Raw genomic sequence first — 25,077 nt, 5'->3', positions numbered from 1 at the left:
ATCATTTTTTCGTTTTTTTTTAAAAAAATTAATTCATAACTTTTGTAGATCTCTTTCTATGAAATAATGATAAAATGGCTCATCGTACAGCTGTGGTGTAAATTCTTCAACCCTATTATATTCATTCAAAAAATATCTTATTTTTTTATTTGGCATATCAACTTTAACTGTGTCACCAATCGATAGTAAAGAAAGCGACTGATAGAGCTCCATTTGATCCTTTTTTAGTATGAAGAGATATTCATCAAAATGTGGTCTTGGATCATACATTTCAGTGTTACTATCAATGATTTCAAGAGATATCAGGCCAAATCCGTGAAACGGCTGCCATGGATCATCAATATCAGTTACTACTGCTGTTAGCTGGATATCGCGTATTTCTTCATAATGAGCATCGCTCAACTCTTTGATTGACTCGCCATTGCATGAGCATAAACACATAAGGAGAAACAGAACTATACTTTTTAATTTATTCATAAAGAATTACTTTTTCATGTTTTCGCCGCGTTGCTTTTCAAAATATGAACGCATCTACTGACCGATTATGGAATACGAAAGTGGTTATATGTTGACGGTCTTGGTCAAAGAATATTCATGAGAACTTTCATAATATAATTTATATGTCTTTCTCACATTTTTCATATGATTATAAAGAAAATAGCATCATCGAAAAATACTACAGACAAATTATTCAATCAACAATTTTAAATCTTTACAAATCCATAAGATATGTGTAAGTCAAAATAAAAAACCACATTATACTGACTTACAGTGTAATGTGGTTTTAAGTTGTGGAGTCGGGCGGATTCGAACCGCCGTCCAAACGAGCGACTTCATCGCTTTCTACATGTTTAGTTTCTGTTTGGGTTTTCGTGGACTTGCCGGTCAGAAACCACCAACGCATCCCTTATCTTCAATTGAGTGTCTCCTCAACATCAAAGACCTGATGAGGATAGGTCTATTTTTACGAATTCTCTATATCAAGTGCCATAAACCAAGGCCTTTGAGAGAATTCCTGCATGCTTGTCTTACAAGCCGAGGCACATCCTACTATGATTCAGATTATGCTGCTAGGGCGTAGTTATTCTCGCCGTTTAAAAAAGTTGAATCATGATATTTAAGAGCTATGTCCCAGCGCTCTACATGCTTACAATCAACCCAGTCTCGCTGTCAAAACCAGTCGACCCCAGAACCGCTATTGCGGTAAATTCCAATCTGGCGATCACTTACGTGATCTTAAATTCCAAATTCCAAATTCCAAATTCCAAATCTGAACTCTGAACTCTGAACTCTGAACTCTGAACTCTGAACTCTGAACTCTGAAAAATTGGACTACAAATATAACTTGCTTTATTCCCGTAAGGCTTAAAAATTGTGCCAAAAAAGAAAAGCGCTTTGGTTGCAAATAAAAAAATCCCGTAACAATGTCACGAGATCTTCTTCGACAATGAGCGAGGAACAGACCCTAACTCATTTTTGCGTTATTTCTTCACCACGATGGTATTGTCAGTCGCTGTAGGGTTAAGCGGGCAAAAGTATACGTATTCACCTTCAGTAAGCGTCACCGTTTTTGATGACTGGCTGCTATTATTGGCTACTGGTGCTGTCACATAAGCTCCCTTGATATGATTTTCTGGATTGTTTATGTCTTTCCCTTTAGGGACTAGCACGAATCCAACATCATGACCGACTCCTTTATTGTTAATCTCAAATTTATAGGTTCCAGGAACCAGTTCTAATTGCTTGACCGTAAACTCGCCAGGTGTTTGATCTAGTGAAATGATGTCAACATGTTTTTTCATAGAATGTTCTGCCTTATCATGCATAGATTCCTGTGCGCTGGCACTCATGATACTTGTCAATGCTACTGCGATTACTAAGATTAATTTTTTCATTATAAATGTTTTTGTGATTATCATGATACAAAGATGCGCCCGTCTAATGCCTGTAAACTATCATGCTTTTCCTGATCGATTTTACGTTATTCCCTTTATTCAGGTTGGCAGTACATTTTAGTATCTTGCTTTCTTACTTTATGACAACTGTATTATGAAATTTGCCTTGATTGCCGAAAGAAAAAGCCCACCAGATAGACGCGTTGTCATGACGCCTATGCAAGTGGCTGGTGCTAGTCACGCTTTCGCGAAAGCGGAATTCCTCATAGAATCATCACCTATAAGAATCTACAGCGATGATGCCTATAAAGCTGCTGGACTAGAGGTTAGCGATGATGTCTCAAGCGCAGATGTCATGATAGGAGTAAAGGAAGTACCTACAGAAGCACTGATAGCAGGAAAAAAATACTTCTTCTTTTCTCATACTATTAAAAAACAGCCCTACAATCGTGACTTGTTGCGTGCGATACTAGACAAAAAGATTGAACTATATGACCATGAGACCATTATCGACGCTGGTGGTGCAAGGCTCATAGGCTTTGGTAGATACGCAGGTATTGTAGGCGCATACAACGCCTTTAGAATACTAGGCTTAAGAGATGGTCTTTATGAATTACCTAAGGCAGATGATTTGCCCGATTATGCAGCCCTTAAATCACAGCTTACTGCTATAAAGAATTTACTACCACCTATGAATATCATCGCCACTGGTGCTGGTAAGGTGGCACACGGCATACGTGAAATATTGCAGCATCTACAAATTCATGAGATCAAGCCTAAGGAATTTTTACAGTTAGGTCAGTTTAAAAACTCGCAAGTAGTTTTCACGCAACTAGATGTAGAAGACTATATGATTAGAAAAGACGGCTACCAACCTACAAAAACGGAATGCTACAACAATCCAGAATTAATGGAGAGCGATTTCATGAAGTACGCCGCGGTAGGAGATATGCTTATCACAGGACATTTTTACGGTGATGGCGCACCGTACTTTTTTACTAGAGAAGATGCCCGTGATGAAAAATTCAACATCTCACTTGTTGCAGACGTTAGCTGTGATATCGACGGTCCAATAGCCAGCACCATACGACCTTCTACCATAGCAGACCCTTTCTATGGATATGACCCAGTTAGTGAGAAAGAAGTTGATTTTAATGCCGACAACGCAATTGCCGTTATGGCGGTTGACAATTTACCTTGTGAATTGCCGCACGACGCGAGCGAAGGTTTTGGTGAAATGTTTCTTGAACATGTGCTACCGGCGTTTTTCAATGGCGATCAAGATGGCATTCTTGAACGATCTAGAATGACTACTGCAAACGGTACCCTGACAGATCGTTTTTCATATCTCCAGGATTACGTAGACGGCGAGTAGCTGCTAATAACATTGTGAAATACAAAGACCCTGCAATCATGCAGGGTCTTTGTATTATAAGATACTACTTCTATATTATTCAATGTCGTCGGCGCCATTCAAGACATCAATGTGTTGAAATGCTTCTTGTGGCAATAATACTCTATCAGTTTTGTGAACAACTCCATTAGATCCACCCATATCCATTTTAGTCAATCGAGCTTCTAGACTTGAGGCATCTGTAATTACGATCTCATTGTCGTGCATTACAAGAGTGAATTGATTTGCGTCTAGGGCTGTAGTCATTTGACCTTGCTTGTTATTGAATTGTATGCTGAAAATGTTTTCATCTGGTAGCAGGTGATATAGCAAGATGTTTCTTAGCAATTCAACTTCGGCAGGGCTGTCAAATTGATCAACACTCGAGTAGTGGTGACCTGTACTTCTCAATAATTTTGCAAATGCCTCATCAGTAGGTGCAAAAAATGTGTACGGTCCATCGCTTTCAAGAATAACATCTAGACCAGTGATACTTAACGCTTCGTTTAAGTCATTCAAATCAGTTTGAATGGCTACGACTTCCGCGACTGATTTTTGATGAACGCTGATATCATCGTCAGAATCACATGAAATTATGACTAATCCAAAGGATAGCAGTAAAAGTGTTTTTTTGAGAGTAGAGATTGTTCGCATGCCTAAAATAAAATTGTAGAGTGTAAATTATTCTATTATCGTTGAGTAGATAATAGTATATAAATCTAAATCAATCCTTCAATTACTAAGCTGAAAAACAGGTATTTAACGCTAAATTTTTATCATTTGGCACGGAATTGAAAATATGATAAACGAATAAAACCAAATTCAGTCTAAATAGCATTTGGACTGAATTTGATGATCTAAAACTTCATATGGCTGGTAATTTGTCTATTGATCGTTATTAGTGTTTTTCGACGTATTTATATTTGGCTTTTTCATGCTCAATGCACTCAATTGTTAACAGGAATATATTGTTTTCTTAGAAACCATGCATCTGTTAATTGTTATGAAAGCATTTCATAGTAACATAAAATATGGATGACCTGACAACATAACTTGTTTAGAATTACCACGCATAAAAAAACCCTGCTTTATGCAGGGTTTAAAATTTCTATGATAACAACTAATTAGTCATTGTCGTCATCATCATCGTCTAAGCTATTCAAAAAATCTATAGCCTCTTGCGGTAATAATATCTTATCAATCTTGTGAACAACACCATTTGATGTCCTGATATTTGCATTTATGACATTTGCATCTACATCTGATTCATCACCTATTTGTACACTGTCACCATCCACATCTATATCTAATGTGTTACCTGCAAACAACGTCGCAAGTTCATCATCATCGTCATCATCTAGACGTGCAAGATCATCACTATCATAATCTACGCCCACTACGTGATACAATAAGATGTTTCTAAGTAGATCGATTTCTACATCTTCATCAAAATCATCTAAGCTGTCATAATCGTCACCTAGTTCATTTAGTAAATTGATAAATGCAGAGTTTGTAGGTGCAAATACGGTAAAATTACCTTCACCATCCAGAGTAGCAGTTAATCCTGCGGCATCAAGTGCAAGCTCTAATAAACTCAAGTCGTTCTCATCTGCAACCACCTCGGCAGTTGTCGGTCTGTCCTCATTATTATCATCGTCGTCATCACAGGATACAAATCCCACAAATAGAACCATGAGGAACATTAATTTTTGGATACTTTTTTCAATTTTCATAGTTGTTATTTTTAAGGTTATTTTTCTAATAATTAGATGGTCATAGCATTTCTCATCCATTATCGTGTCTAAAATAATTACACTTTGGACGTGTACACGCCATTAATGTTCGTTTTAACCTCAACTTGGGTTTAATTTTGTGGTTAATTAAGAACGGTTGTTAAGGGCAGTATAAAATTGATTAGATACTGAGCTTTTCAAGCAATGCAAGCAGTTTTCAAACAGTCTTTATGTGCTGATACAATCTTTCCTGTGGTTGATAGGTCGATTTTTTGTTAGCTTTCGCGAAAGCTAAATACATCAATAATATTCAAACATGAATCCAGCGGAAGAATATATTCTTGCCTTGCCAGAGCCCTTCAAGGAGATTGCGATACATTTGCAGTCCTTGATAGAACATGTCTCGCCTGAAGCCGAGCTTCTTTATAAATGGAAGTTGCCATTTTATTACCTAGATGGAAAACATATGTATTGCTTCATCAATTACCGCAGGGATTTTCTCGAGATTGGATTCATCAATGCGGTGCAATTGCCGCAATACAATGATCAACTAATCGCTGGTGATGGACGCCAATCATTAAGGTCTTTGCGGTTTACCACAATTGATGACATCAATGATAAACTGATTATGGCGGTATTGAAAAACCTGAAAAATTTACATCAATCAAGCTGATAAGTCATGATAGGTAAAAACCTATTTTGAATGGCAGTTTTTATCTTTCCTGTTTCGCAGAAACCATGTTTCTCATAAAATACCTGTGCATGAGGATCAGAATATAGATAAGCTGTTTGTATACCGTGATCCTTAATCTTATTCAAGCAATGGCTTAATAATCGAGAACCTAATTGACGACCTATAAATATTGGGTCAATAAAAAGCATATCAATGTATGCAGTGCGATCTTGTAATTGATAACTGTAAAAGCCTATAATCTTATTATAACGGTAAATACCGTATAGCATGAATTTTTCAAAGTATTCCTGATCAACTTTTAAATCCTCTTTCCATAAATCAAGCCATGCTGCTGGATAATCCCAATATGCTTTGGACTTTAATGCCAGCGAGGTAAGTGTTGCTGCTGCACTTGGGTTCAATTGAATGATGTCACAATTCAAGGCGTGATACTTATCGTCCTGGTTTAATTGTCATTCTCATAACCGGCTGGACGTTTCCATCTAACTGGAGCTGTGGGCTCCGGCTTGATGTTGAATTCTTGGGTTTTGAGTAATTCCATCGCTTCCTGCACGGCACGTTCTAGTTGTGGATCATTGCCTTGTGCTGTGAGTTTAGGTGTCTGGATGACTTTAATGTCTGGAGCGATTCCTTCACCTTCTACAGCCCATTCACCATCCAGGTCATAAAAGCCACCACGTGGCGCCACCATACGACCGCCATCTATAAATGGCGGTGTGTCCCATGTTCCTACAAGGCCACCCCAAGTTCTTGTGCCTATAAGTGGCCCGATTTCCTGTTGTTTGAACATATAGGGTAATAAATCGCCACCAGATCCAGCTCGTTCATTTATAATCATGACTTTGGGACCAAATATTCCTGCCATAGGAGTTGTCCATGGTCTGCGATCGTTTGCTTTACTGTTAAAGTAGCCTATTGGTTTGCGATTGAGTACATCAATCATGTAGTCTGCTGCAGATCCACCACCGTTGTTGCGCTCGTCGATGACTACACCTTTTTTATCCTGCTGTGAGAAATAATACCTATTAAAACTAGTAAAACCTGGGTTGCTGGTATTGGGTACGTAAACGTATGCCAACTTACCGTTAGATAATTCATCCACCTTGCGACGATTACCTTCTACCCAATCCACATATCTTAAACCATTCTCACTATAGATAGGTTTAACCAGCAATTCTCTTTTATTATTTCCAGATTTATTGTCTGCAACGGTGATATAAATCTCACGATTGGCTGTCTGCTGCAATAGGTAATAAGGATTATGTTCACCATCTAATTCTCTACCATTAATTGCCAGTAGGTAATCACCAGCCTTGACATCCATGCCTGGAATAGCAAGTGGTGCATTGGTTTCTGGATTCCATTGCTCGCCATTGTAAATTTTTGTGATCTTATAATAATCTCCATCTAATTCAAGGTCTACACCCAATAATCCAACATTCACTCGATCGACGTCTGGCAGGTCACCACCTGAAACATAGGAATGGCCTATGGCTACCTCACCACTCATTATGTCTACTACATAGTTGAGATCTGTGCGATGTCTCACATGTTTGATCCACGGCGCATACCATTTATAGATATCGTCCCATGGCGCACCATGAACATTATCTACATATAGAAAGTCACGCATGTATCGCCAGCCTTCTTTAAATATCTGCTCATATTCTTCTCTAGGATCAATATTTATAGAAGCAGTGGTATTGATTTTATCTTCGCTAGCATCCACTTTACCTGCGGCTGCGGATATCATCCACGAATTACCCTTGTTAAGTAAAACATGTTCTCGATTGCTGGAAACGGTGGCTTGATTAACTCCAGTCGCATATTCCTCTAGTTTTTTATCCTTAACATTGTAGCGATGCAATTCATAACCAGATTCACTATCAACATCCTTAGCAATGAACACATGATTTTTAGGAGCAGGCATTAATGCTACATAGTTTGCCGCCTTTATATCTAGCGCCACGGCACGGTTGTAGATACCGTTCTCATCGATGTTGACGGTGACCATTTTACTTTCCATCTCGCCTGGATCGCTTTTGTCTTTCTTGTCTTTTTTCTTTTTAGTTTCTTTAGTTGATAATTCTTTCTCTTCATCCATTAATGGCTTTAATGGAGATTCGTCTTGAGATGATAATACTACCGCATAAACATTTCTAGTGGTTGATGGATCGTATGAACTCATGTCTAACCAGCCAGATTTTAAACCATAATCGGTGCTTGCAAGCGTGTAAAGATATTTACCGCCAGCATCCCATACAGGTGAGATAGCATCAGCTAGTGGATCTGTGATTTGTATCGTTTTGCCCGTTTTGTTGTTGTAGGCAAAAATTGCTTTGAAATGACTTTCCTGCTGTTTTGCATACGCGATCCATTGACTGTCTGGCGACCAGGTGGGATTCATTGATCGATTGGGATGCGCATAGCGATCAGTCGCGACAATTTTTGACGACCCGCTTGAAATATCGGTGATCCAGATATTGTAGTGTGTGTCTGTAAAAGACAGATACTTACCATCTGGTGACCAGTCTGGTTCAAAATAGAAAGTAGGATCGTCAAATGCTATTTTCTTAAGAACGGTGCCTTTTTGATCTGCGATGATTAATTCATATTCTCCCGATGCATCACTAAAGTATGCCACACGATCACCTTGAGGCGACCAGATAGGTGCACGATCTGCCGTGCTGCTACTTTGGGTCAGGTTGCGGTAGGAACCTTCTTTTTTAGGAAAGGTCAACACTTCACCGCGGTGTTCAAAAATAGCTCGCTGCCCATTAGGTGATAATCTTGCATTTCTCAAATCATCAGCTTCTACATCAATCCATCGAGGCCGCGAGAAGTTAAGATCAGCATTGACCGTAATGCTCAATTGTCGTCCATTCATAGTGGATGGATCTACTAATTTTAACGTACCACCATGCTCATAGACAATCTGGTCATCGTCTGCATCTAGACTCTTGACATCAAACTTTTTATGAAAGGTGATTTGTTTTTCCTCTTTAGATTGTGGATTGTAGCTCCATATATTGCTAGTATAATCACGCTCAGATAAATAATACACGACTCCATTGAGCCATACCGGATCTAGATGACGCTCCTTAGTAGGTTGACTAGTAGTTTGTAATTCTAGGGTTTCCAGATTGACGATCCATATAGGCATGGCTTGACCGCCACGATAGTTGCGCCATTCAGGATCCCATGAAGTAATAGGAGTGTAGGCAACGTGTTTTCCATCTTCCGAGATGTCTCCATATGCCGCTCGTGTCAATGGCATCGCTTTTGGGAAGTTTTCGTTTATCCCTATTGTATAGAACTTGTTTGTCTCGGTTGGTCTACTTTCCCTGTTTGACCTGAACAATATTTTGCCATCTGGCGTCCATCCTTGTACATGGTCTGATGCCGGATGATAGGTCACTCGCTGCGGCGTGCCGCCTTGGGATGGAATGACAAAAACATCTACATTACCATCATACTGTGCGGTAAAGGCAATATGCTTACCATCGCGCGAAAAGTGTGGGCTGCTTTCATAACCTTCATGGCTGGTAAGTCGCTGCACGTCACCACCATTGATAGAGGTTTTCCATAAATCATTGGCATACACAAAGGCTACTTGATCACCGTGAATGGTTGGTTGCCTCAATAGCTTGGTTTCTTGCGCGGTAGCTTGAAGAATGAATGAAAAAAGAAAGAGTGTGAAAAAGTATCTCATGGCAAACTAGTTAGAACACTAATTTACACATTTAAGACCTAATAATATTGTTGGGTAATTTGAGTGTGTTACGCTTTCGCGAAAGCTGACTCTTTAAAAACAGTTGATTATTGTAACGTGTTCTTACTTTTTGACAATCTTTTTAAACACATTTGCTCCTGAAGAAACATCAGTAATCTTGACAAGGTAAGTGGCAGTAGCCAAATCAGAAAGGTCGATGCTAGCGTCTTGAGAAACAAGTACTGTTTGCCCTATCAAATTCATAACTTCTAGTTTGACAGCTCGATTAGTAGCAACTTGTATGATACCGGCTGTAGGGTTCGGGAAAATTCTAATAGAGGACATCAAACTCTCGTCAATGGTAAGAGTTTGTCTGTTAATTGCGGTGATTCCCTGAAAATTTGTTGGTTCCTGGAAATCAAACTCAACAATTTTAAGCGTCTCATCTAGATTACTTTCTACCATGTTCCAGGTAGCCTGTTCATCTTGAACTATCATTGCTAATTTTGTCTCGTCCAGATTATTGAGTTCAATATTTTGATAATACAATCGTACATTTCCTTGATATGCGCTCAACGGACTTTCCATTTGAAATACCCTGCCAACGCTTATCGGCTCTTCTATAGAAGTATTAAAAACAGTAAAAGAATTTGAATCGGACAGTTCATAGTTAGTCGATGGTGTAATCTCAAAGCCATTAATAAATAAGGAAGCATTCTCACTTATCGACAATGCACCGCCTTGCATCATAGTTAGGTCTTGCGACGTGCCTATGAAGGAAGAGAGTAATAATGCAATTGTAAAAATCCTCATCAATTATAACTTTGTAGGTACAATGATAATTCATTGCTTTGTCAATCACTTGATTTTAAAGATACTTAACTAAATTCTAAACAAGTAAGAACCGTTTGTCTAGATAGCTAAAAATATTGCCGTTAGTCCGATAAAGAAGTGTAAGTATTTTTTATATTCTAACTGTTGATAAAAGGCGCTAGCGTATACAGCATTAATTTAAATTCAAGTTAAAAGCAATTTGCAATGAATTATCCACCAATAATGAGTTATTATTGATTTAGAACCGTTTCAAACCATTACTACAAACGATGTCAATACCTAATAACAGGATAAAATTAACGATAGCTTTCAGCTCTATCCTATTTCTGTTTTCGCATATTGTCCTGGGACAGGATAATTCCCAATATTCTAAAGCGGAACAGGAATTGGAGCTACAATTGCGAGAAATGTTGGGTTCTATAAGAGAATCCTACGATAGTCAGGATTTTGTAAAGACGATTGAGCTTAGTCAACAAGGTAGATCTATAGCAGATCAACCTAGATTTTATAATTACTATGTTGCCGTATCTAGTAATCTAGGCCTTGCTTTATTAGAAATAGGTGACACCCTACAATCTATCAAAGTTTTTGAAGAATCTCTAGAGAAGGCAGCAGATTTTCAAAACACTAGCCTAGATGAAAATCGTAGAAAACGAACACTTGTTACTGCTAACATTGACCTAGCAAATGCACTTTTATTAACTGAGCAATATGATTCAGCGATTGATAAATATGAAGAAGCCTTAACTCTTACGAATCAAGACGATATAGAAAAGCTGTTAATCTTAAACTATAATATTGCTGAAGCTTATCTGAAAAATGACAAATCCGATAACGCTTTACCCTATGTCGTGACGGCAAATCGTCTTGCCGATAAAATGAAGGTTGATGCTTACACTGCTAGTGTGAAACTACTTTATGGTAGATATCATTTTGAGAAAAATGATTTTAAAAACGCACTCGAGAATTTTGAACAAAGTATCAAATTTGCCCAACTGTCTGGTTATCAAGAGGCACTTATTAATTCCTATTCTTATGCGTCAAAGGCTTATGCTCAAGTAGGTAATTACCAGAAAGCCTATGAAAACTCGCAAAAGTTTGAAGAGTTACAGCAAGATAAATTCCAACAGGATCGAATTACCGCAGTTCAAAATGCCACTGCAAAATTTAAGGTTGATGAAGTAACCCGTGATGCAGAAAATAGGATAAGGTCAGAAAAACTCGAGGCAGAAATACGACGCAAGGATGACTTACAGGAAAATACCTTAAAATGGTCACTGATCGCCTTAGGTATCGCAGGTCTACTAATCCTATTGTTACTTATTGGTTTTAATAGAAGAAAGCGGCTCAATGAGGAACTGGAAGAAAAAAACCAAATCTACCTCAAAGAGAAAGAGAATAAGGAGCGTTTACTCATTGCCCGAAATGCTCTCTTCTCGCGTATAAGTCACGAGTTAAGAACGCCTATGTATGGAATCGTGGGAATTTCTAATATTTTGATGAGCGACGAGACCTTAAAGGACGAGCATCAAGAGAATATTGAGTCTTTAAAATATAGTGCAGATTATTTGCTGTCATTGATTAACAATGTTCTTGAGATGAATAAACTTAATCGTTCCACAAATAATGTTCTTGTAGATCAGCGATTTGATGTTAGAGAGTTGTGTAGTCATGCAGTAGAATCTGCAAAATATATCTCACCAGAACACGATAATGAGTTCAATGTCGAAATAGATGATAGAATAGAGGACTATTATGTAGGTGATTCTGTACGTATTATGCAGGTGCTGATTAATTTGTTAGGTAATGCAAATAAATTTACGCAAGATGGTACGATAGAATTGAGAGTTGATCTGGAAAAGGAAACAGCATCTGGTCATTTGTTACAATTTCAAATAAGAGATACCGGTAAAGGGATTACTAAGGAGAAATTGGAATATATCTTTGATGAGACTAAGTATTTGCAACAGCATTCTGCAAACGAGGGAACTGGTTTGGGTCTACCAATATCTCAAAAAATATTAAGTCTGTTTGACTCTCGTTTAGATATACAAAGTGAAGAAGGTGCTGGCACCATTATCTCATTTGCTATTGAACTGCAATACGATAAGGCTGAGCTAATAGCCGACGACTCAGCGCCGGTTCATCAAACTTTAAAAGGCCTTGATATCTTAGTTGTAGAAGACAATAAAATCAATCAAATGGTCACCAAGAAAATTCTTGATAATCTAAATGGGAATGTGAGTATTGCAGCATCAGGCGCCGAAGCTATTGAGTTGACACAAGCACATAAATATGATTTAATTTTAATGGATATCAACATGCCACCAGGAATGGATGGCTTTGAGGCTACTAAAAGAATAAGAGAGTTTGATACAACAACGCCAGTAATAGCGCTGACGGCTGTCGAGCAAATTGAATTAGAAAACAGAATGAAAAATTCTTCTATCAATGATTTCCTCATCAAACCTTTCAAAACCGAGGAATTACTGGATGTTATTTACAAGTCCCTAAAAAGATAGCTGTTACTATTCTTTATTTTCATGGAGATGCTTGTTAAAAGTTTTGCCCTCGATTGTAATCTAAATTTACCTAATTGATGATATAATAAATCACCTTCTTGAGTAGATGAAGTACGATAGAGTAATAATATTGCATGGCGTATTTAAGACATCTATATAACCATACGCACCTCATGTGATATGCAGTCTATCTATTACTTTTATCTTAGGAACTTAACTGTCGTCATCTGGAAACATATACACACATTTAATCAAACAAATAGGAGTCGTGTTCATTCCAGATAAATGTTTCACTACTTATCTGTCATTGTTGCAGAGATTAGCGCAAAAAAAAATCCAAGTCCTTGAGTAGAGCAGACTTGGATTTTTTGCTTAATCTCTTATAAGGTTAATTAGTCATCATCATTTTGCGGACTAGAAACAACGATCCATTTTTGGATCTGGGCATCATACATAATCAGTGCCATCTCGTTTTTCTTAATCTTGATATTATTTTGCGCCTCAATTCGATTTTCTGGCTCAGAATCATTATCGTTTTTCCTCAGCATGATACTACCAGAAGTAGGGTATAGGTAAGCCATCGTGCCATTGGGAGCTGGCCTTATTCCGGTAATTTGGACTTCTTCATCATTGCTTCCATTTTCTAGTTTGAATACGGGCCAACTAGCACGTCCATCGCCAGGTAAAACTATACCTAGATCTAGGTTGTTGATTACCGCTTCATCGCCGGATTCATATAACTCATTTAATTGACCACCATTAGGTAATTCTTCAGGTGAGTTGTCTTGTTCAGGAAGTTGCACTTTAAGTATGTTATTCTCAAGAACAATATTTTCTCCTATTTCTATAGGAATCACATTTCCATCTTGATCAACTCCCATTATATATAGAACGGTTCCATTTGCTTGAAAACCGTTGGTAGTTTTTTCAAGACTTCGCACTCTTAAAGTACCGTTGACATCTAGGTTTGCAGTAGGCTCGTTAGTATTGACACCTATTTGAGCGGTCATTGAGATAGCGCACAAGCAGATAGCACCGCTAATCACAATTTTTGAGAGTTTCTTTATCATGAGATAAAAATATTATACCCACCGTCCATAAGTCAATCAAAATCTCTAATATCGATGTACAGCTTTAAAATATGTTTTTAATCGATACATTTCTTCGTTGAAATACGCGCTGCCAATAAATAGTAAACATAAGCTTCCTCATTACCGCAGCTTCATCCTTTTTGATAGGATATCATTTGGAAATAAGGCGTTTTAAATGATTATCATAATTACGCTTTCGCGAAAGCTCAATACTTACAACCAGTTGAAGATTAAAAAGAGTTTATCGTCTTCCTAATCTCTACCAGTCTAGTTAGCAAACCTTCTAGGTGTTGTAGGTCCAGCATGTTGGCACCATCACTTTTGGCATTAGCTGGATCAAAATGCGTTTCAATAAAAAGTCCGTCAACGTGATTGACGATTCCTGCGCGTGCGATTGTTTCAATCATATCAGGTCTACCACCAGTTACGCCGCTGGATTGATTGGGTTGCTGCAAACTGTGAGTCACATCAAGCACGGTAGGCGCATACTGGCGCATGGTAGGAATACCTCTAAAGTCCACAATCATATCCTGATAACCGAACATCGTACCACGGTCAGTAATCATCACCTGTTCATTGCCGCTATCGGTAACTTTCGTTGCAGCATGTTTCATGCTCTCAGGAGACATGAACTGGCCTTTTTTAAGGTTGACCACTTTTCCAGTCTCTGCTGCGGCTACCACCAGATCAGTCTGACGTACTAGGAATGCAGGAATTTGTAAAACATCTACATACTGTGCTGCTAGTGCTGCATCGTTAACTTCATGAATATCAGTAACGGTTGGGATATTGAATTTCTCTCCAACCTTTTGCAAAATCTCTAAAGCATTCTCATCACCTATGCCAGTAAAACTATCAATACGACTGCGATTAGCTTTCTTGAAGCTACCCTTAAAAATATAAGGTATGTTTAGGTCATCAGTTATGCGCACAACTTTTTCAGCAATGCGCATCGCCATGTCTTCACCTTCTATCGCACATGGGCCGCATAGTAGAAAGAAGTTATTGGCATCAACATGCTTGAGATTGGGTATGAGTGATAATTTCATAATAGATTATTCTATTTCTTTAACAATGACTTTGCGTCCCGATGCTTCCCATTTAGCCAGGCCGCCATCAATGTCATAAATTTTAGTAAAGCCGCGATCTTCAAGAATTTGCGAGCAACGCGCACTTTTATTTCCTTGATTGCAGTAGAGTAGGACTGGCTCATCCTTATCCATATTTTCTAATAATCGATTGAATCGCTCATCCTCGACATCAATGTTGATAGCGCCATCAAGTCGCTTTTTATCATATTGCACAGCACTGCGTACGTCAATCAATTGAACATCATCTAATTCAATCAAAGTCTCAGCTTCTTCAACTGATATCTGGGTAACTGTCGCAGCATCTTTTGAACACGATACCAGCGCGATTATGAATGCTATTGCTAAAACTGCACGAATTATATTGCTCATGCTTTAGGATTTAGGCATTGCAGTGTCACCATCCCAATTGCTGTAACCACCTTCTAGATTATAGGTGCGTTCAAATCCAGCCTGTTCCATGATTTGACAGGCTTGAGCACTGCGACCACCAGACCTGCAATAGATGTAATAAGTTTTTGTTTTGTCCATTGCATTGATACCATCCATAAATTCTTGTGGTTGGTAAATGTCTAATTGAATGGAATTAGGAATGATACCATCCGCCACTTCTTCATCGGTGCGCACGTCAAGGATGACCTTATTATCATCTTGTGAGGTAAGTTCTTTCCAGCGTTGGTTGTTGATGTTTTCCATAGTTACAAGGTAATCAATTGTTGTGGCTTGGCGACTTTTTTAATAGCGCCATATCCACCTTCTACATTAATCATATTGTCAATGCCATTTGCTTGAGCAATACTGGCAAAAATTACCGACCTATAACCACCGGCACAATGAACATGATACGTTTTTTCTTTATCTAAATGAGGTAGATGGGCATGAATGCCAGCTAAAGGTAGAAGCTCTGTTTCCGCAAGATGGGAATTCTCATACTCTCCAGATTTACGGCTGTCTATTGCATTTTTAATGCTACCATCGTTCAATCCATCTAAGAACTGTTTTGCACTCACATTGCCCGTGGTAGCAACATCGAATCCTGCATTTTTCCAGGATTCAAAACCTCCATATAAAAAACCATTTGCATTGTCGTATCCTACACGAGCTAGTCTGGTCACAGCTTCTCGTTCACGTCCAGGCTCAACGACAAGAATTATTTTTTGATCAATATTTTCAATCAGTGCGCCTACCCATGGTGCAAATTGACCGTCTAATCCTATGAACCAAGATCCTGGAACGTGTCCTGCGGTAAATTCTTGAGGAGATCTTACGTCTAGTACCAAAAATTCAGGATCATCGGCAAGTGCTTTGAATGCAGCTGCATTTATAGGGGTAACGCCTCTTTTGATAACCTCATCAATACTGCTGTTGACACCTTTATTCATTTGAACATTAAGTGGAAAATAGGCTGGTGGTGCGCTTATACCAGAAGTAAGTTCTTTGATGAAGTCTGCGCGAGACAAATTAGTGTCAAGTGCATAGTTCGTTTTCTTTTGGTTCCCTAGCGTGTCACTAGTTTCTGAGCTCATGTTTTTACCACAGGCACTGCCTGCACCATGCGCCGGATATACGGTAATATCATCTGGTAGCGGTAAAATGTGTTTATGAAGTGAATCATAAAGCATCCCTGCAAGATCTTCTTGAGTCATTTCTGATTTGGCTGCAAGATCAGGTCTTCCCACGTCACCAATAAATAAGGTGTCCCCTGTAAAAAGCGCTTGTTCCTTGCCGTCTTCATCTTTGAGTAAATAACAGGATGACTCTAGCGTGTGACCAGGTGTATGCAGTAAAGTTAGGCTTATGTCACCTATAAAGAACTTTTGCTGGTGTTCCGCTTTCGCGAAAGCGTAACTTGTAACAGCATTAGGCCCTATAACTATTGTCGCTCCCGTTTTATCGGCTAGATCAACATGGCCGGAAACGAAGTCTGCGTGAAAATGAGTGAGAAATATATACTTAATCCTCACCTTGTCATCCTGAGCACGATCTATATACTGTTGTACCTCGCGTAATGGATCTATAATCGCTGCTTCACCATTAGAAGCAATGTAATAAGTGCCTTGAGCAAGACATTTAGTATAATACTGTTCCAGTATCATGGCTGTAATTTTGTGCAAAAATACAAATTAGGCCAACTACTTACAGCGTGGTTATTTTTTGATAGAACAACCTATTGCGATAGTCTTGGTAGGTGAGATTTCTTCATTTTCTAATAATGCATCAATTGCGTTTGCCAGGAAATGATTTTTCACTTTATTTTCATCCTGATGATTGTCATCGATGGCACCGATGTAGCGCACCACACTGTTGCCTTCTTCTTTATTAAGTAAAAAGACATGAGGCGTTTTAGTAGCGCCGTATTGTGGATAAATATCTTGTTTAGAGTCCATTAAATAAGGAAATGTAAATCCCTTATCGGCTGCTCGTTTCTTCATATTGATAAAACTGTCATCTGGATATTCTTGTGGATTGTTAGGGTTGATTGCGATGACTGGGTAACCTAGTTTCTTGTACTTTTTGTCTAAAGCTATGATGCGATCTTCATAGGCTTTACTATACGGGCAATGATTACAGGTAAAAATGACCACATATCCTAAGGCATCAGGAAAATCTGATAGTGAGACGTAGGTGTCATCAATATTAATGAGTTTAAAGTCGGTCGCGATATCACCAATATCATAACCCTTTAATCCATCGGCAGTGATCGCGGGCTCTAGCTTTTGTTCCTGTTTATCGATTGAGTCTGGATTACTAGCATAATTAATATTTACAGTATCTAGATTAAGCATACCGAAGGTAAGTGCTCCCAACAAGGCAATTATTGAAACTGCAGTAAGTATCTTGAGTGTCTTCATTATAATGTATTTATAGCTTCTCTCAATTCATCCTCGTTAAAGGTTTGATTGAAAAAGCGTTTTTTATCTCCTTTAATTATAAGTGTCGCCGGTATGGCGCCATCCCAATGAGAATCTACCATAGGAACCCATTCATTTGCGTATGGATCATCCAGTAATACAACCCGAGAAACAATATTGTTTTCTCTTAAAAAGGTATTGACTTGATCTTCCAATTTTGAAGCGTCATCAAGTGATATAAATATGACTTCTATATTGTCTTCATTAACAGCTTCAAAAGCCGGCATCTCCTCGATACACGGTGCGCACCAAGTTGCCCAAAAGTTCAATACTTTGACATCTTGATTGGTCGTTGCAGCCATCAAATCATGCAAGGCTTCACGCTTAATGATGGTTGCGCTAGACGGCTCTTGATTTGCACAACCGCCTAGTGCCACGATGGTCAAAAGAAGAAGTAGTTTTCTCATTATATCTAAGGTACAGCAAACTGCGAACCGTAAAAACGTAATTAACACACCTTAGCAATGCATCGATAGATTTTTGGCAAAAAATAAAGGATTTGGTCCGCGTTATCTCACAGGTAGGCGATCTTTCATGCGCTCCACGATTTCATAAGCCGCAGGACATATACCAGTATTGGCAATGGTAATGGTTCCTATTTGATATAATTTACGTCTATCCGTATGTGGATATTCACGGCAGGCTTTAGGGCGCACTTCATAAATACTACAGTAGTTGTCATCACCTAAAAAGCTACATGGTGTTGACTGCAATACATAATCATCATCTTCATCAATTCTTAGGTAGGTTTGAATAAATGTAGCGGGCTTCACATTAAAATGACGAGCGATACGATTTATATCTGCATCGGTAAACAATGGTCCTGTCGTTTTACAACAATTAGCGCACTTGAGGCAATCAATCTCTTGAAAAACCTCGTCGTGAGTTTGCTGAGCAATTTGATCAAGATTTTTGGGTTTTTGCTTACGCAGGGTTTTGAAAAAACCAAGGTTTTCTTTTTTGCGTTGATTTGCTAGATCTTTAATTTTGTCTAGAGGTACCATTTTCCAAAGATACTTTGACTCAGTAATTAATCCCTATTAATAGTCTTATGAAACGTTCCCTTTATTACATAGCTTTAATGTTTGTCATATGTATTGCTTCATGTTCTAGCGACGAGAGCTCATCTACTGACGATATGGTAGGAGTAGGTGATGACGATGGCGGTGATGGTTCTATACCCAATAACGCCAGATCTACTGGAGCCAGCGCTGCAGAGCTGCTTACCACTGCCGACTTTGATCAACTAGTGATAGAGGCTATCTACCTAAACGGCGCAGAACCAAGATCTGCCTCGCTCGATAATCTTGAGGATTTTCTAGAAGCGCGGTTGAACAAACCTGATGGCATACAAATCATAGAACGCAATATTCAGGTAGAAAACGAGGACAGCTATACGATAGATGAAATTGCACAGATAGAAGAGGACAACCGCACGCAATTCAATACTGAAAATGCGATAGCAGTCTCCGTCATTTTTGCAAATAGACCCAATGCGGCAAATCAGGGCAACTCGGTAGTTTTGGGTACGGCTTATAGAAATACCTCGCTGGTTATGTTTCAGGAAACGATAGAGGAATTTAGTGGTGGTGTAGGACAGCCATCTAGAGTCGTTTTGGAATCGACAGTTTATAACCATGAGTTTGGTCACATAATGGGACTGGTAAACCTAGGAACACCACTACAATCAGATCATGAGGATGCAAATAATCCCAAACATTGCGACGTTGATGGATGCCTCATGTTTTTTGAAGTAAACGGCGGTAATATTCTCGATCTTATGGGCTTGTCCAGCGTGCCAGAATTTGATTCACAATGCCTTGCCGACTTAAGAGCCAATGGCGGTAGATAATTATTTATAGATTCCTGCAGTATTAGGACTTGTGGATAAGATTTTTGAGTATTACGCTTTCGCGAAAGCATAATCATAACAAGCTCCATCAACATTCCAAAGGTATATAAGCACCTGCTACTTACCTGCAGCCTCGCGATGTCTCTCTCTTGCCAGCAACGTGTTCTTGAGCAACATGGCGATCGTCATCGGGCCAACGCCACCTGGAACGGGCGTGATATGGCTCACCTTTTTGGAAACATTCTCAAAATCCACATCGCCCGTAATGTAATAACCGCGCTCTCGAGACTCGTCAGGAACTCGAGTGATTCCTACGTCAATAATAACGGCGCCATCTTTTACCATTTCCGCTTTCAAAAATCCTGGAACGCCTAAGGCTGTAATAATGATGTCAGCTTGTGAGGTGATCTGGGTAATATTTTTGGTATGGCTGTGTGTCAAGGTAACCGTAGAATTACCTGGAAAGCCTTTTCTTCCCATCAAGATACTCATAGGGCGACCCACAATGTGTGAACGACCTATTACAACCGTGTGTTTTCCCTTAGTTTGCACATCATAGCGATCTAATAGTTCTAGAATCCCAAAAGGCGTTGCAGGAATAAACGTACTCATATCCAGCGCCATACGTCCAAAGTTAGTAGGGTGGAACCCATCCACATCCTTATCTGGATCGACCGCCATCAATACCTTTTGAGTATCAATTTGTTTAGGCAACGGTAACTGTACGATGAAACCATCAATTTCTGGATTGTCGTTGAGCTTTTTGATCTCGCGTAGTAGCTCAGTCTCGCTAGTCGTATTAGGCATGCGCACCATCGTACTCTCAAAACCTACACGCTCACAGGCACGTACCTTTGAACCTACATAAGTAAGACTTGCACCATCATTACCAACTATTACAGCGGCTAGATGCGGTACTTTCTCGCCGTTGGCCTTCATCTCATCGACAATCGATGTGATCTCGTTCTTGATGTCATTGCTGGTTTTTTTACCGTCTAGTATGGTCATGTTGGTCTAATTTATTGCCTATTAGTGATTTTTAATTGCTATTGCAATTTGTTAATTGCCAATTTTAATGAAATTGGCTAATCGTATTTGTTTCCCTTTCTATCACTGTTTTTGAGATATTTCATAAAGCCAGCAATTTGTGCTTTACATTCTTCCATCTTTCGTTTAATATCTTCAAACTCTTGTGGCTCAAGATATTTTCTATCAAAACATCGATATAGTTGTGATTTTGCTTCACCACAACTTGCTTTTGAAATACTTAAAAACTGGATAAACTCTCGGTTTCCATCTCTATCAAAACCTTCTGCAATGTTGTCCATTATGGAGCCGGATGATTTATTAATCTGATTCCAAAGCCCATAATCTTTTTGCAAATCACTGACGAGGTAAAGATTATAAACATCGTCACAAATAATTCTTGCACGCTGCCAAATTTCTAATTCTTCAAAGGATTTATAATGAGCCATAGTTATAGAGTTTTCAATTGTTAAAAATGAAAAATCACGTTAGCATTTTGTTGGTTGTTATAGTCAATCACAAATAAACAATTGGCAATCAAAATTGCGTAGCAATTGAAAATTACCAATCGGCAATTAAGTAATACGCTTTACCTCATTTTACTCATGGCTTGCATCATTGCCTTTCCTTTGCCGCCTTGCATCATCTTCATCATCTTGCTCATCTGGTCAAATTGTTTGAGCAGTTGATTGACTTCGGTTACGCTGGTACCGCTACCTTTTGCGATACGTTTTTTTCTAGAGCCATTAATCACTTGTGGCTTTGTGCGTTCTTCAACGGTCATGGAATGTATGATGGCTTCAATACCTTTAAAGGCATCATCGTCGATATCCACATCCTTGAGCATCTTGCCAGCACCTGGAATCATACCCATAAGATCTTTCATGTTACCCATTTTCTTGATCTGCTGGATTTGAGATAGGAAGTCATCAAAACCGAATTGATTTTTAGCGATTTTCTTACTCAGCTTGCGGGCTTCTTCTTCGTCAAATTGTTCTTGAGCTCTTTCAACTAACGATACAACATCACCCATTCCTAGGATACGGTCTGCCATACGTTCTGGGTAGAACACATCAATGGCTTCCATTTTCTCACCCGTACCTATAAATTTAATAGGCTTGTCAACCACACTTTTTATAGAAAGAGCAGCACCACCGCGAGTATCACCATCCAATTTGGTAAGTACTACACCATCAAAGTTCAGTTTCTCATTAAAGGCCTTAGCGGTATTCACAGCGTCTTGACCCGTCATAGAATCCACTACAAAGAGCGTTTCTTGAGGCTTAACGGCTGCGTGAACCTCGGCAATCTCGTTCATCATTTGTTCATCGATCGCTAGACGACCGGCGGTATCAATAATGACGGCATTAAATCCGTTAGCCTTAGCATGAGCAATCGCTGCTTCAGAAATTTTCACGGGATTCTTCTCATCGCGATTTGAGAATACCTCAACACCTATGGATTCACCTACTACATGCAGCTGATCAATCGCCGCGGGACGATAAATATCACAAGCAACGAGTAGTGGCTTTTTGCTCTTTTTAGTTTTGAGATAGTTAGCTAGTTTACCAGAAAAGGTAGTCTTACCAGATCCCTGCAAACCAGACATAAGAATCACCGATGGATTTCCTGATAAATTAATGCCTTCTACGCTGCCGCCCATAAGTTCAGTTAACTCATCTTTAACGATCTTAGTCAGTAATTGACCAGGTTTGAGCGTTGTGAGTACGCCTTGACCTAGTGCCTTTTCTTTGGCCGTTCTGGTAAATTCCTTGGCGATTTTATAGTTAACATCGGCATCCACAAGGGCACGACGTATTTCTTTGAGCGTGTCTGCTACATTGACCTCTGTGATGCTACCATGTCCCTTAAGGACGTGCATCGCTTTGTCCAGTTTATCCGTTAAATTATCAAACATATTCCTACACTGTTTTGGAAAGCTTCAAAGATAGAATTTCAACAGTTGGCGTTCAAGGTTTTAATCAGGTAATATGCAGTGGTGATGGTGGTAATTTTGCTTTCGCGAAAGCGTAATTACAACTAACCCATGAACAAGATAAATAAGGATAATGGTAGAATAAAGTCTAGATTTAGTTCTTGAATTAGTCTTATCTTATTAAAATCGGAAAATTAAAACTATGGGATTGTTAGATAAAATGTTGGGCAACGCTGGCGAGGTGTCGCTTGATGAATTACAAAAGGAATACGGTCACTTGCTTATTGATAGTGAGAATATTGAGATGGGATTTATCCTGTTTAGAGATACGTTTATTTTTACTTCAAAACGCTTGTTATTGATTGACAAGCAAGGCTTGACGGGTAAAAAGATCGAGATGAAATCCATGCCTTACAAGAGCATATCACGATTCTCATTAGAAACAGCAGGTACTTTTGACCGCGATGCAGAGCTTAAGATCTGGATATCCAGTGAGAATCTGCCCAGCGTAAGCAAGAAATTTTCTAAAGCTGTTGACGTCTTCAAAGTACAGCGACTTCTAGCGGAAAAGACCTGTTGAAAAAGTTTATGGTTTAGGGTTGTTGACCAGCTGCGATAAATGGTTATTGATATAGAATCAATCAGTCCACTAGGAGCAGCACAAAGCGACTTTCAAAATCTGTAAACTTGAAATTGCTGTATAAAAAATGCCTTTTTGAAGAAATTCAAAAAGGCATTTAGCAATTTTAATTAATCATTAATTGATTTGGACTACTTCTAGGTCAAAGACTAAGTCTTGTCCTGCCAGTGGATGGTTTGCGTCCACGATGATGTGGTCTTCTTTGACATCTGCTACTCGCAGTTGATGCTCAGTCCCATCAGGGTTTTTAGACATGAGGGCCATACCTATCTCAGGCTTGATTTCCTGCGGTAACATGCTTTTTTGTACCTCATGAAATAATTCTTTATTAATATCACCATAAGCTTCTGCCATAGGAATTTCAACGGTTTTTTTCTCATTGACTTTCATGTCAATCAATCCCTTTTCAAATCCTGGGATCAAATGTCCTTGACCTAATTGTGCTGTCAAAGGTTCTCTTTTTTCTGAAGAGTCAAAAACACGACCATCATTCTTCAGTCTTCCTGTATAATGAACTTTTACCGTGTCATTTGCTTGTACTGTACTCATAAAAACTTGTTTTTTACTGTTTTGCACTAAGGTAAAATTCTAATAACAACTGCAAAATTTGAGTGTCTGAGATTCATGTATTTAAGAAAGACTTAACAACTCCAAAAAAAACCAACTATTGAAAATATAAATTTTGTCATTCCAGACTGCTGTGCTGCTGATGATTCTACGACAGGAACTGCCGGTTTGAATTTTAGATTATTTGAGCCGCTAGGTGATGAGGGTAATATATTAATTGATGTCATAGATAAGGTCATTGAAGAGTAAGATGATAATAATATCGATGACATCGAAAATAACGATATGGATTTTGATGATATCCATCCAAGTGTCTATGACCTGTAAGAGTTGATGGCTGGCAAATATCCATTATTAGTCTATTAGTCAAATATAAAAACGAGCCAATCGGGTCCGCGATTGTCTGCTCGTCAGGCAAGAAAGCTTATATGCCTAAAGTCTACACATCACTGCAAAGGATATTACGGCTATCGTACAGGCTAACAATCTAGTTGTTATTGCGTTAAATTATTATATGTATCGATATGATTTTTAAGATCAACCACATCCTCATCAACTTTCAAATGCCAAGTATGAATGCCCAGACTTTTTGCCGTCAAGGTATGCTCCAAGGTATCGTCAATGAACAAGGTTTCATCAGGAGAAAGCCTGTTTTGACGAAGTACAAATTCAAAAATGTCAGTATTAGGTTTACGTAGGCCGATCTCATGCGATAAGTAAAACCTTTCAAAGCACGATTTGAACCTACGGTATTTGCTGTCGCCCATTTGTTGCGCTACATTCTCAATATGCAGCTCGTTAGTATTACTCAGTAAAAACAATCTGTACTTATGTGTGGTGGCAAGATTCTCAATAAACTCAAGCCTATAATCTGGATACCCTAGTAGCATTCTATTCCAGATGTTCTTTAGTTCCTCATGAGACGCTTGTGGATATATAGATTGAATACCATCTAAAAAATCTACGGTTGTAATTGCACCAACTTCGTACTTCTCATTGACTAGTTGTAAGTGTTCACGAGCTTCCTGATCATCTACTGGCATCTGTTTAAAAACAAACGTTTTGTCTAGATCAATAAACACATCTCCAAAATCGAAGATGATATTTTTTATGGGCATTAGGCTATTTTGACTCAAAGGTAGCTAGTTGTTCATTGCTTTAGTTTACGGTTTAAAGTTTAAT

At 38.8% G+C, this 25,077-nt stretch carries 25 protein-coding genes and 1 other RNA gene; 5 read left to right on the top strand and 21 right to left on the bottom strand.

Annotated elements, in window-relative coordinates; translation table 11 throughout:
- Positions 1–33: 33 nt before the first annotated feature.
- The 3 genes from EJ995_RS12195 to EJ995_RS12185 form a co-directional block, all read right to left on the bottom strand.
- A complete protein-coding gene (locus EJ995_RS12195) occupies positions 34–477 on the bottom strand; it encodes a hypothetical protein (RefSeq protein WP_126448662.1) in 444 nt (147 codons plus the stop codon).
- 312 nt (positions 478–789) lie between these two features.
- Positions 790–1,188, bottom strand: a transfer-messenger RNA (tmRNA) gene (gene ssrA / locus EJ995_RS12190).
- A 293-nt stretch (positions 1,189–1,481) separates the two neighbouring features.
- Positions 1,482–1,895, bottom strand: coding sequence for a hypothetical protein (locus tag EJ995_RS12185; RefSeq protein WP_126448661.1), 414 nt, complete (start codon positions 1,893–1,895; stop codon positions 1,482–1,484).
- A gap of 154 nt (positions 1,896–2,049) precedes the next feature.
- Between EJ995_RS12185 and EJ995_RS12180 the strand changes: the two genes are divergently transcribed.
- On the top strand, positions 2,050–3,270 hold the full coding sequence (locus EJ995_RS12180) for an NAD(P)-dependent oxidoreductase (RefSeq protein WP_126448660.1): 1,221 nt from the start codon (positions 2,050–2,052) through the stop codon (positions 3,268–3,270).
- A gap of 75 nt (positions 3,271–3,345) precedes the next feature.
- On the opposite strand, the gene EJ995_RS12175 is transcribed toward EJ995_RS12180, so the two are convergent.
- Together EJ995_RS12175 and EJ995_RS12170 are read right to left on the bottom strand one after the other, a co-directional pair.
- Entirely contained in the window at positions 3,346–3,942 is a 597-nt protein-coding gene (locus EJ995_RS12175) for a fasciclin domain-containing protein (protein ID WP_126448659.1), read from the bottom strand.
- A 470-nt stretch (positions 3,943–4,412) separates the two neighbouring features.
- Positions 4,413–5,021, bottom strand: a complete 609-nt coding sequence (locus EJ995_RS12170) for a fasciclin domain-containing protein (protein ID WP_164549918.1) — start codon at positions 5,019–5,021, stop codon at positions 4,413–4,415.
- Positions 5,022–5,337: 316 nt separating this feature from the next.
- Between EJ995_RS12170 and EJ995_RS12165 the strand changes: the two genes are divergently transcribed.
- Complete coding sequence (locus EJ995_RS12165; protein WP_126448657.1) at positions 5,338–5,694, top strand: DUF1801 domain-containing protein; 357 nt, start codon at positions 5,338–5,340, stop codon at positions 5,692–5,694.
- Here the strand turns inward: EJ995_RS12165 and EJ995_RS12160 are convergent.
- The 3 genes from EJ995_RS12160 to EJ995_RS12150 all read right to left on the bottom strand — a co-directional run bounded on the left by EJ995_RS12160 (position 5,682) and on the right by EJ995_RS12150 (position 10,240).
- Entirely contained in the window at positions 5,682–6,137 is a 456-nt protein-coding gene (locus EJ995_RS12160) for a GNAT family N-acetyltransferase (protein ID WP_126448656.1), read from the bottom strand. The genes EJ995_RS12165 and EJ995_RS12160 overlap by 13 nt on opposite strands.
- 23 nt (positions 6,138–6,160) lie before the next feature.
- The gene (locus EJ995_RS12155; RefSeq protein ID WP_126448655.1) at positions 6,161–9,427 is read right to left on the bottom strand and encodes a S41 family peptidase; all 3,267 of its coding nucleotides are present in this window, start codon (positions 9,425–9,427) and stop codon (positions 6,161–6,163) included.
- Positions 9,428–9,550: 123 nt separating this feature from the next.
- Entirely contained in the window at positions 9,551–10,240 is a 690-nt protein-coding gene (locus tag EJ995_RS12150; protein WP_126448654.1) for a T9SS type A sorting domain-containing protein, read from the bottom strand.
- 290 nt (positions 10,241–10,530) lie between these two features.
- Here EJ995_RS12150 and EJ995_RS12145 point away from each other — a divergent pair, with 290 nt between their 5' ends.
- Positions 10,531–12,783: a response regulator gene (locus tag EJ995_RS12145; protein ID WP_126448653.1), complete on the top strand. Its 2,253-nt coding sequence runs from the start codon at positions 10,531–10,533 to the stop codon at positions 12,781–12,783.
- Positions 12,784–13,175: 392 nt separating this feature from the next.
- Here the strand turns inward: EJ995_RS12145 and EJ995_RS12140 are convergent, their stop codons facing one another.
- From EJ995_RS12140 to EJ995_RS12105, 8 genes are all read right to left on the bottom strand, one after another.
- Complete coding sequence (locus EJ995_RS12140) at positions 13,176–13,853, bottom strand: hypothetical protein (RefSeq protein WP_126448652.1); 678 nt, start codon at positions 13,851–13,853, stop codon at positions 13,176–13,178.
- 251 nt (positions 13,854–14,104) lie between these two features.
- Complete coding sequence (kdsA, locus tag EJ995_RS12135; protein ID WP_126448651.1) at positions 14,105–14,923, bottom strand: 3-deoxy-8-phosphooctulonate synthase; 819 nt, start codon at positions 14,921–14,923, stop codon at positions 14,105–14,107.
- Between the two features lie 6 nt (positions 14,924–14,929).
- Positions 14,930–15,334 (bottom strand): rhodanese-like domain-containing protein, encoded by a 405-nt coding sequence (locus tag EJ995_RS12130; RefSeq protein WP_126448650.1) that lies wholly within the window; start codon positions 15,332–15,334, stop codon positions 14,930–14,932.
- A 3-nt stretch (positions 15,335–15,337) separates the two neighbouring features.
- Positions 15,338–15,658 carry a rhodanese-like domain-containing protein gene (locus tag EJ995_RS12125; RefSeq protein ID WP_126448649.1) on the bottom strand — a complete coding sequence of 107 codons (321 nt, stop codon included), beginning with the start codon at positions 15,656–15,658 and terminating at the stop codon, positions 15,338–15,340.
- Positions 15,659–15,660: 2 nt separating this feature from the next.
- Positions 15,661–17,058, bottom strand: a complete 1,398-nt coding sequence (locus EJ995_RS12120) for an MBL fold metallo-hydrolase (protein WP_126448648.1) — start codon at positions 17,056–17,058, stop codon at positions 15,661–15,663.
- A gap of 51 nt (positions 17,059–17,109) precedes the next feature.
- Complete coding sequence (locus EJ995_RS12115; RefSeq protein ID WP_126448647.1) at positions 17,110–17,814, bottom strand: thioredoxin family protein; 705 nt, start codon at positions 17,812–17,814, stop codon at positions 17,110–17,112.
- A complete protein-coding gene (locus tag EJ995_RS12110; RefSeq protein ID WP_241234648.1) occupies positions 17,814–18,281 on the bottom strand; it encodes a TlpA family protein disulfide reductase in 468 nt (155 codons plus the stop codon). The genes EJ995_RS12115 and EJ995_RS12110 overlap by 1 nt, the downstream gene beginning before the upstream one ends.
- Before the next feature lie 102 nt (positions 18,282–18,383).
- On the bottom strand, positions 18,384–18,878 hold the full coding sequence (locus tag EJ995_RS12105; RefSeq protein WP_126448646.1) for a YkgJ family cysteine cluster protein: 495 nt from the start codon (positions 18,876–18,878) through the stop codon (positions 18,384–18,386).
- A 47-nt stretch (positions 18,879–18,925) separates the two neighbouring features.
- Between EJ995_RS12105 and EJ995_RS12100 the strand changes: the two genes are divergently transcribed.
- Positions 18,926–19,726 carry a hypothetical protein gene (locus tag EJ995_RS12100; protein ID WP_126448645.1) on the top strand — a complete coding sequence of 267 codons (801 nt, stop codon included), beginning with the start codon at positions 18,926–18,928 and terminating at the stop codon, positions 19,724–19,726.
- A 117-nt stretch (positions 19,727–19,843) separates the two neighbouring features.
- On the opposite strand, the gene EJ995_RS12095 is transcribed toward EJ995_RS12100, so the two are convergent.
- The 3 genes from EJ995_RS12095 to ffh all read right to left on the bottom strand — a co-directional run bounded on the left by EJ995_RS12095 (position 19,844) and on the right by ffh (position 22,670).
- On the bottom strand, positions 19,844–20,734 hold the full coding sequence (locus EJ995_RS12095) for a bifunctional 5,10-methylenetetrahydrofolate dehydrogenase/5,10-methenyltetrahydrofolate cyclohydrolase (protein WP_126448644.1): 891 nt from the start codon (positions 20,732–20,734) through the stop codon (positions 19,844–19,846).
- A 77-nt stretch (positions 20,735–20,811) separates the two neighbouring features.
- Positions 20,812–21,201 (bottom strand): four helix bundle protein, encoded by a 390-nt coding sequence (locus tag EJ995_RS12090; RefSeq protein WP_126448643.1) that lies wholly within the window; start codon positions 21,199–21,201, stop codon positions 20,812–20,814.
- A gap of 140 nt (positions 21,202–21,341) precedes the next feature.
- Positions 21,342–22,670 carry a signal recognition particle protein gene (gene ffh, locus EJ995_RS12085; protein ID WP_126448642.1) on the bottom strand — a complete coding sequence of 443 codons (1,329 nt, stop codon included), beginning with the start codon at positions 22,668–22,670 and terminating at the stop codon, positions 21,342–21,344.
- 220 nt (positions 22,671–22,890) lie between these two features.
- On the opposite strand from ffh, the gene EJ995_RS12080 reads away from it, so the two are divergent.
- Complete coding sequence (locus EJ995_RS12080) at positions 22,891–23,268, top strand: PH domain-containing protein (protein WP_126448641.1); 378 nt, start codon at positions 22,891–22,893, stop codon at positions 23,266–23,268.
- A 177-nt stretch (positions 23,269–23,445) separates the two neighbouring features.
- On the opposite strand, the gene EJ995_RS12075 is transcribed toward EJ995_RS12080, so the two are convergent.
- The gene (locus EJ995_RS12075; protein ID WP_126448640.1) at positions 23,446–23,877 is read right to left on the bottom strand and encodes an FKBP-type peptidyl-prolyl cis-trans isomerase; all 432 of its coding nucleotides are present in this window, start codon (positions 23,875–23,877) and stop codon (positions 23,446–23,448) included.
- Between the two features lie 512 nt (positions 23,878–24,389).
- Complete coding sequence (locus EJ995_RS12070; RefSeq protein ID WP_126448639.1) at positions 24,390–25,013, bottom strand: HAD family hydrolase; 624 nt, start codon at positions 25,011–25,013, stop codon at positions 24,390–24,392.
- Between the last annotated feature and the right edge of the window lie 64 nt (positions 25,014–25,077).

It is taken from the genome of Nonlabens ponticola (assembly GCF_003966335.1).
GTDB classification, from domain to species: domain Bacteria; phylum Bacteroidota; class Bacteroidia; order Flavobacteriales; family Flavobacteriaceae; genus Nonlabens; species Nonlabens ponticola.
Note: the sequence above shows the minus strand (reverse complement) of the source record. Positions and strands in the feature narration are given on the sequence as shown.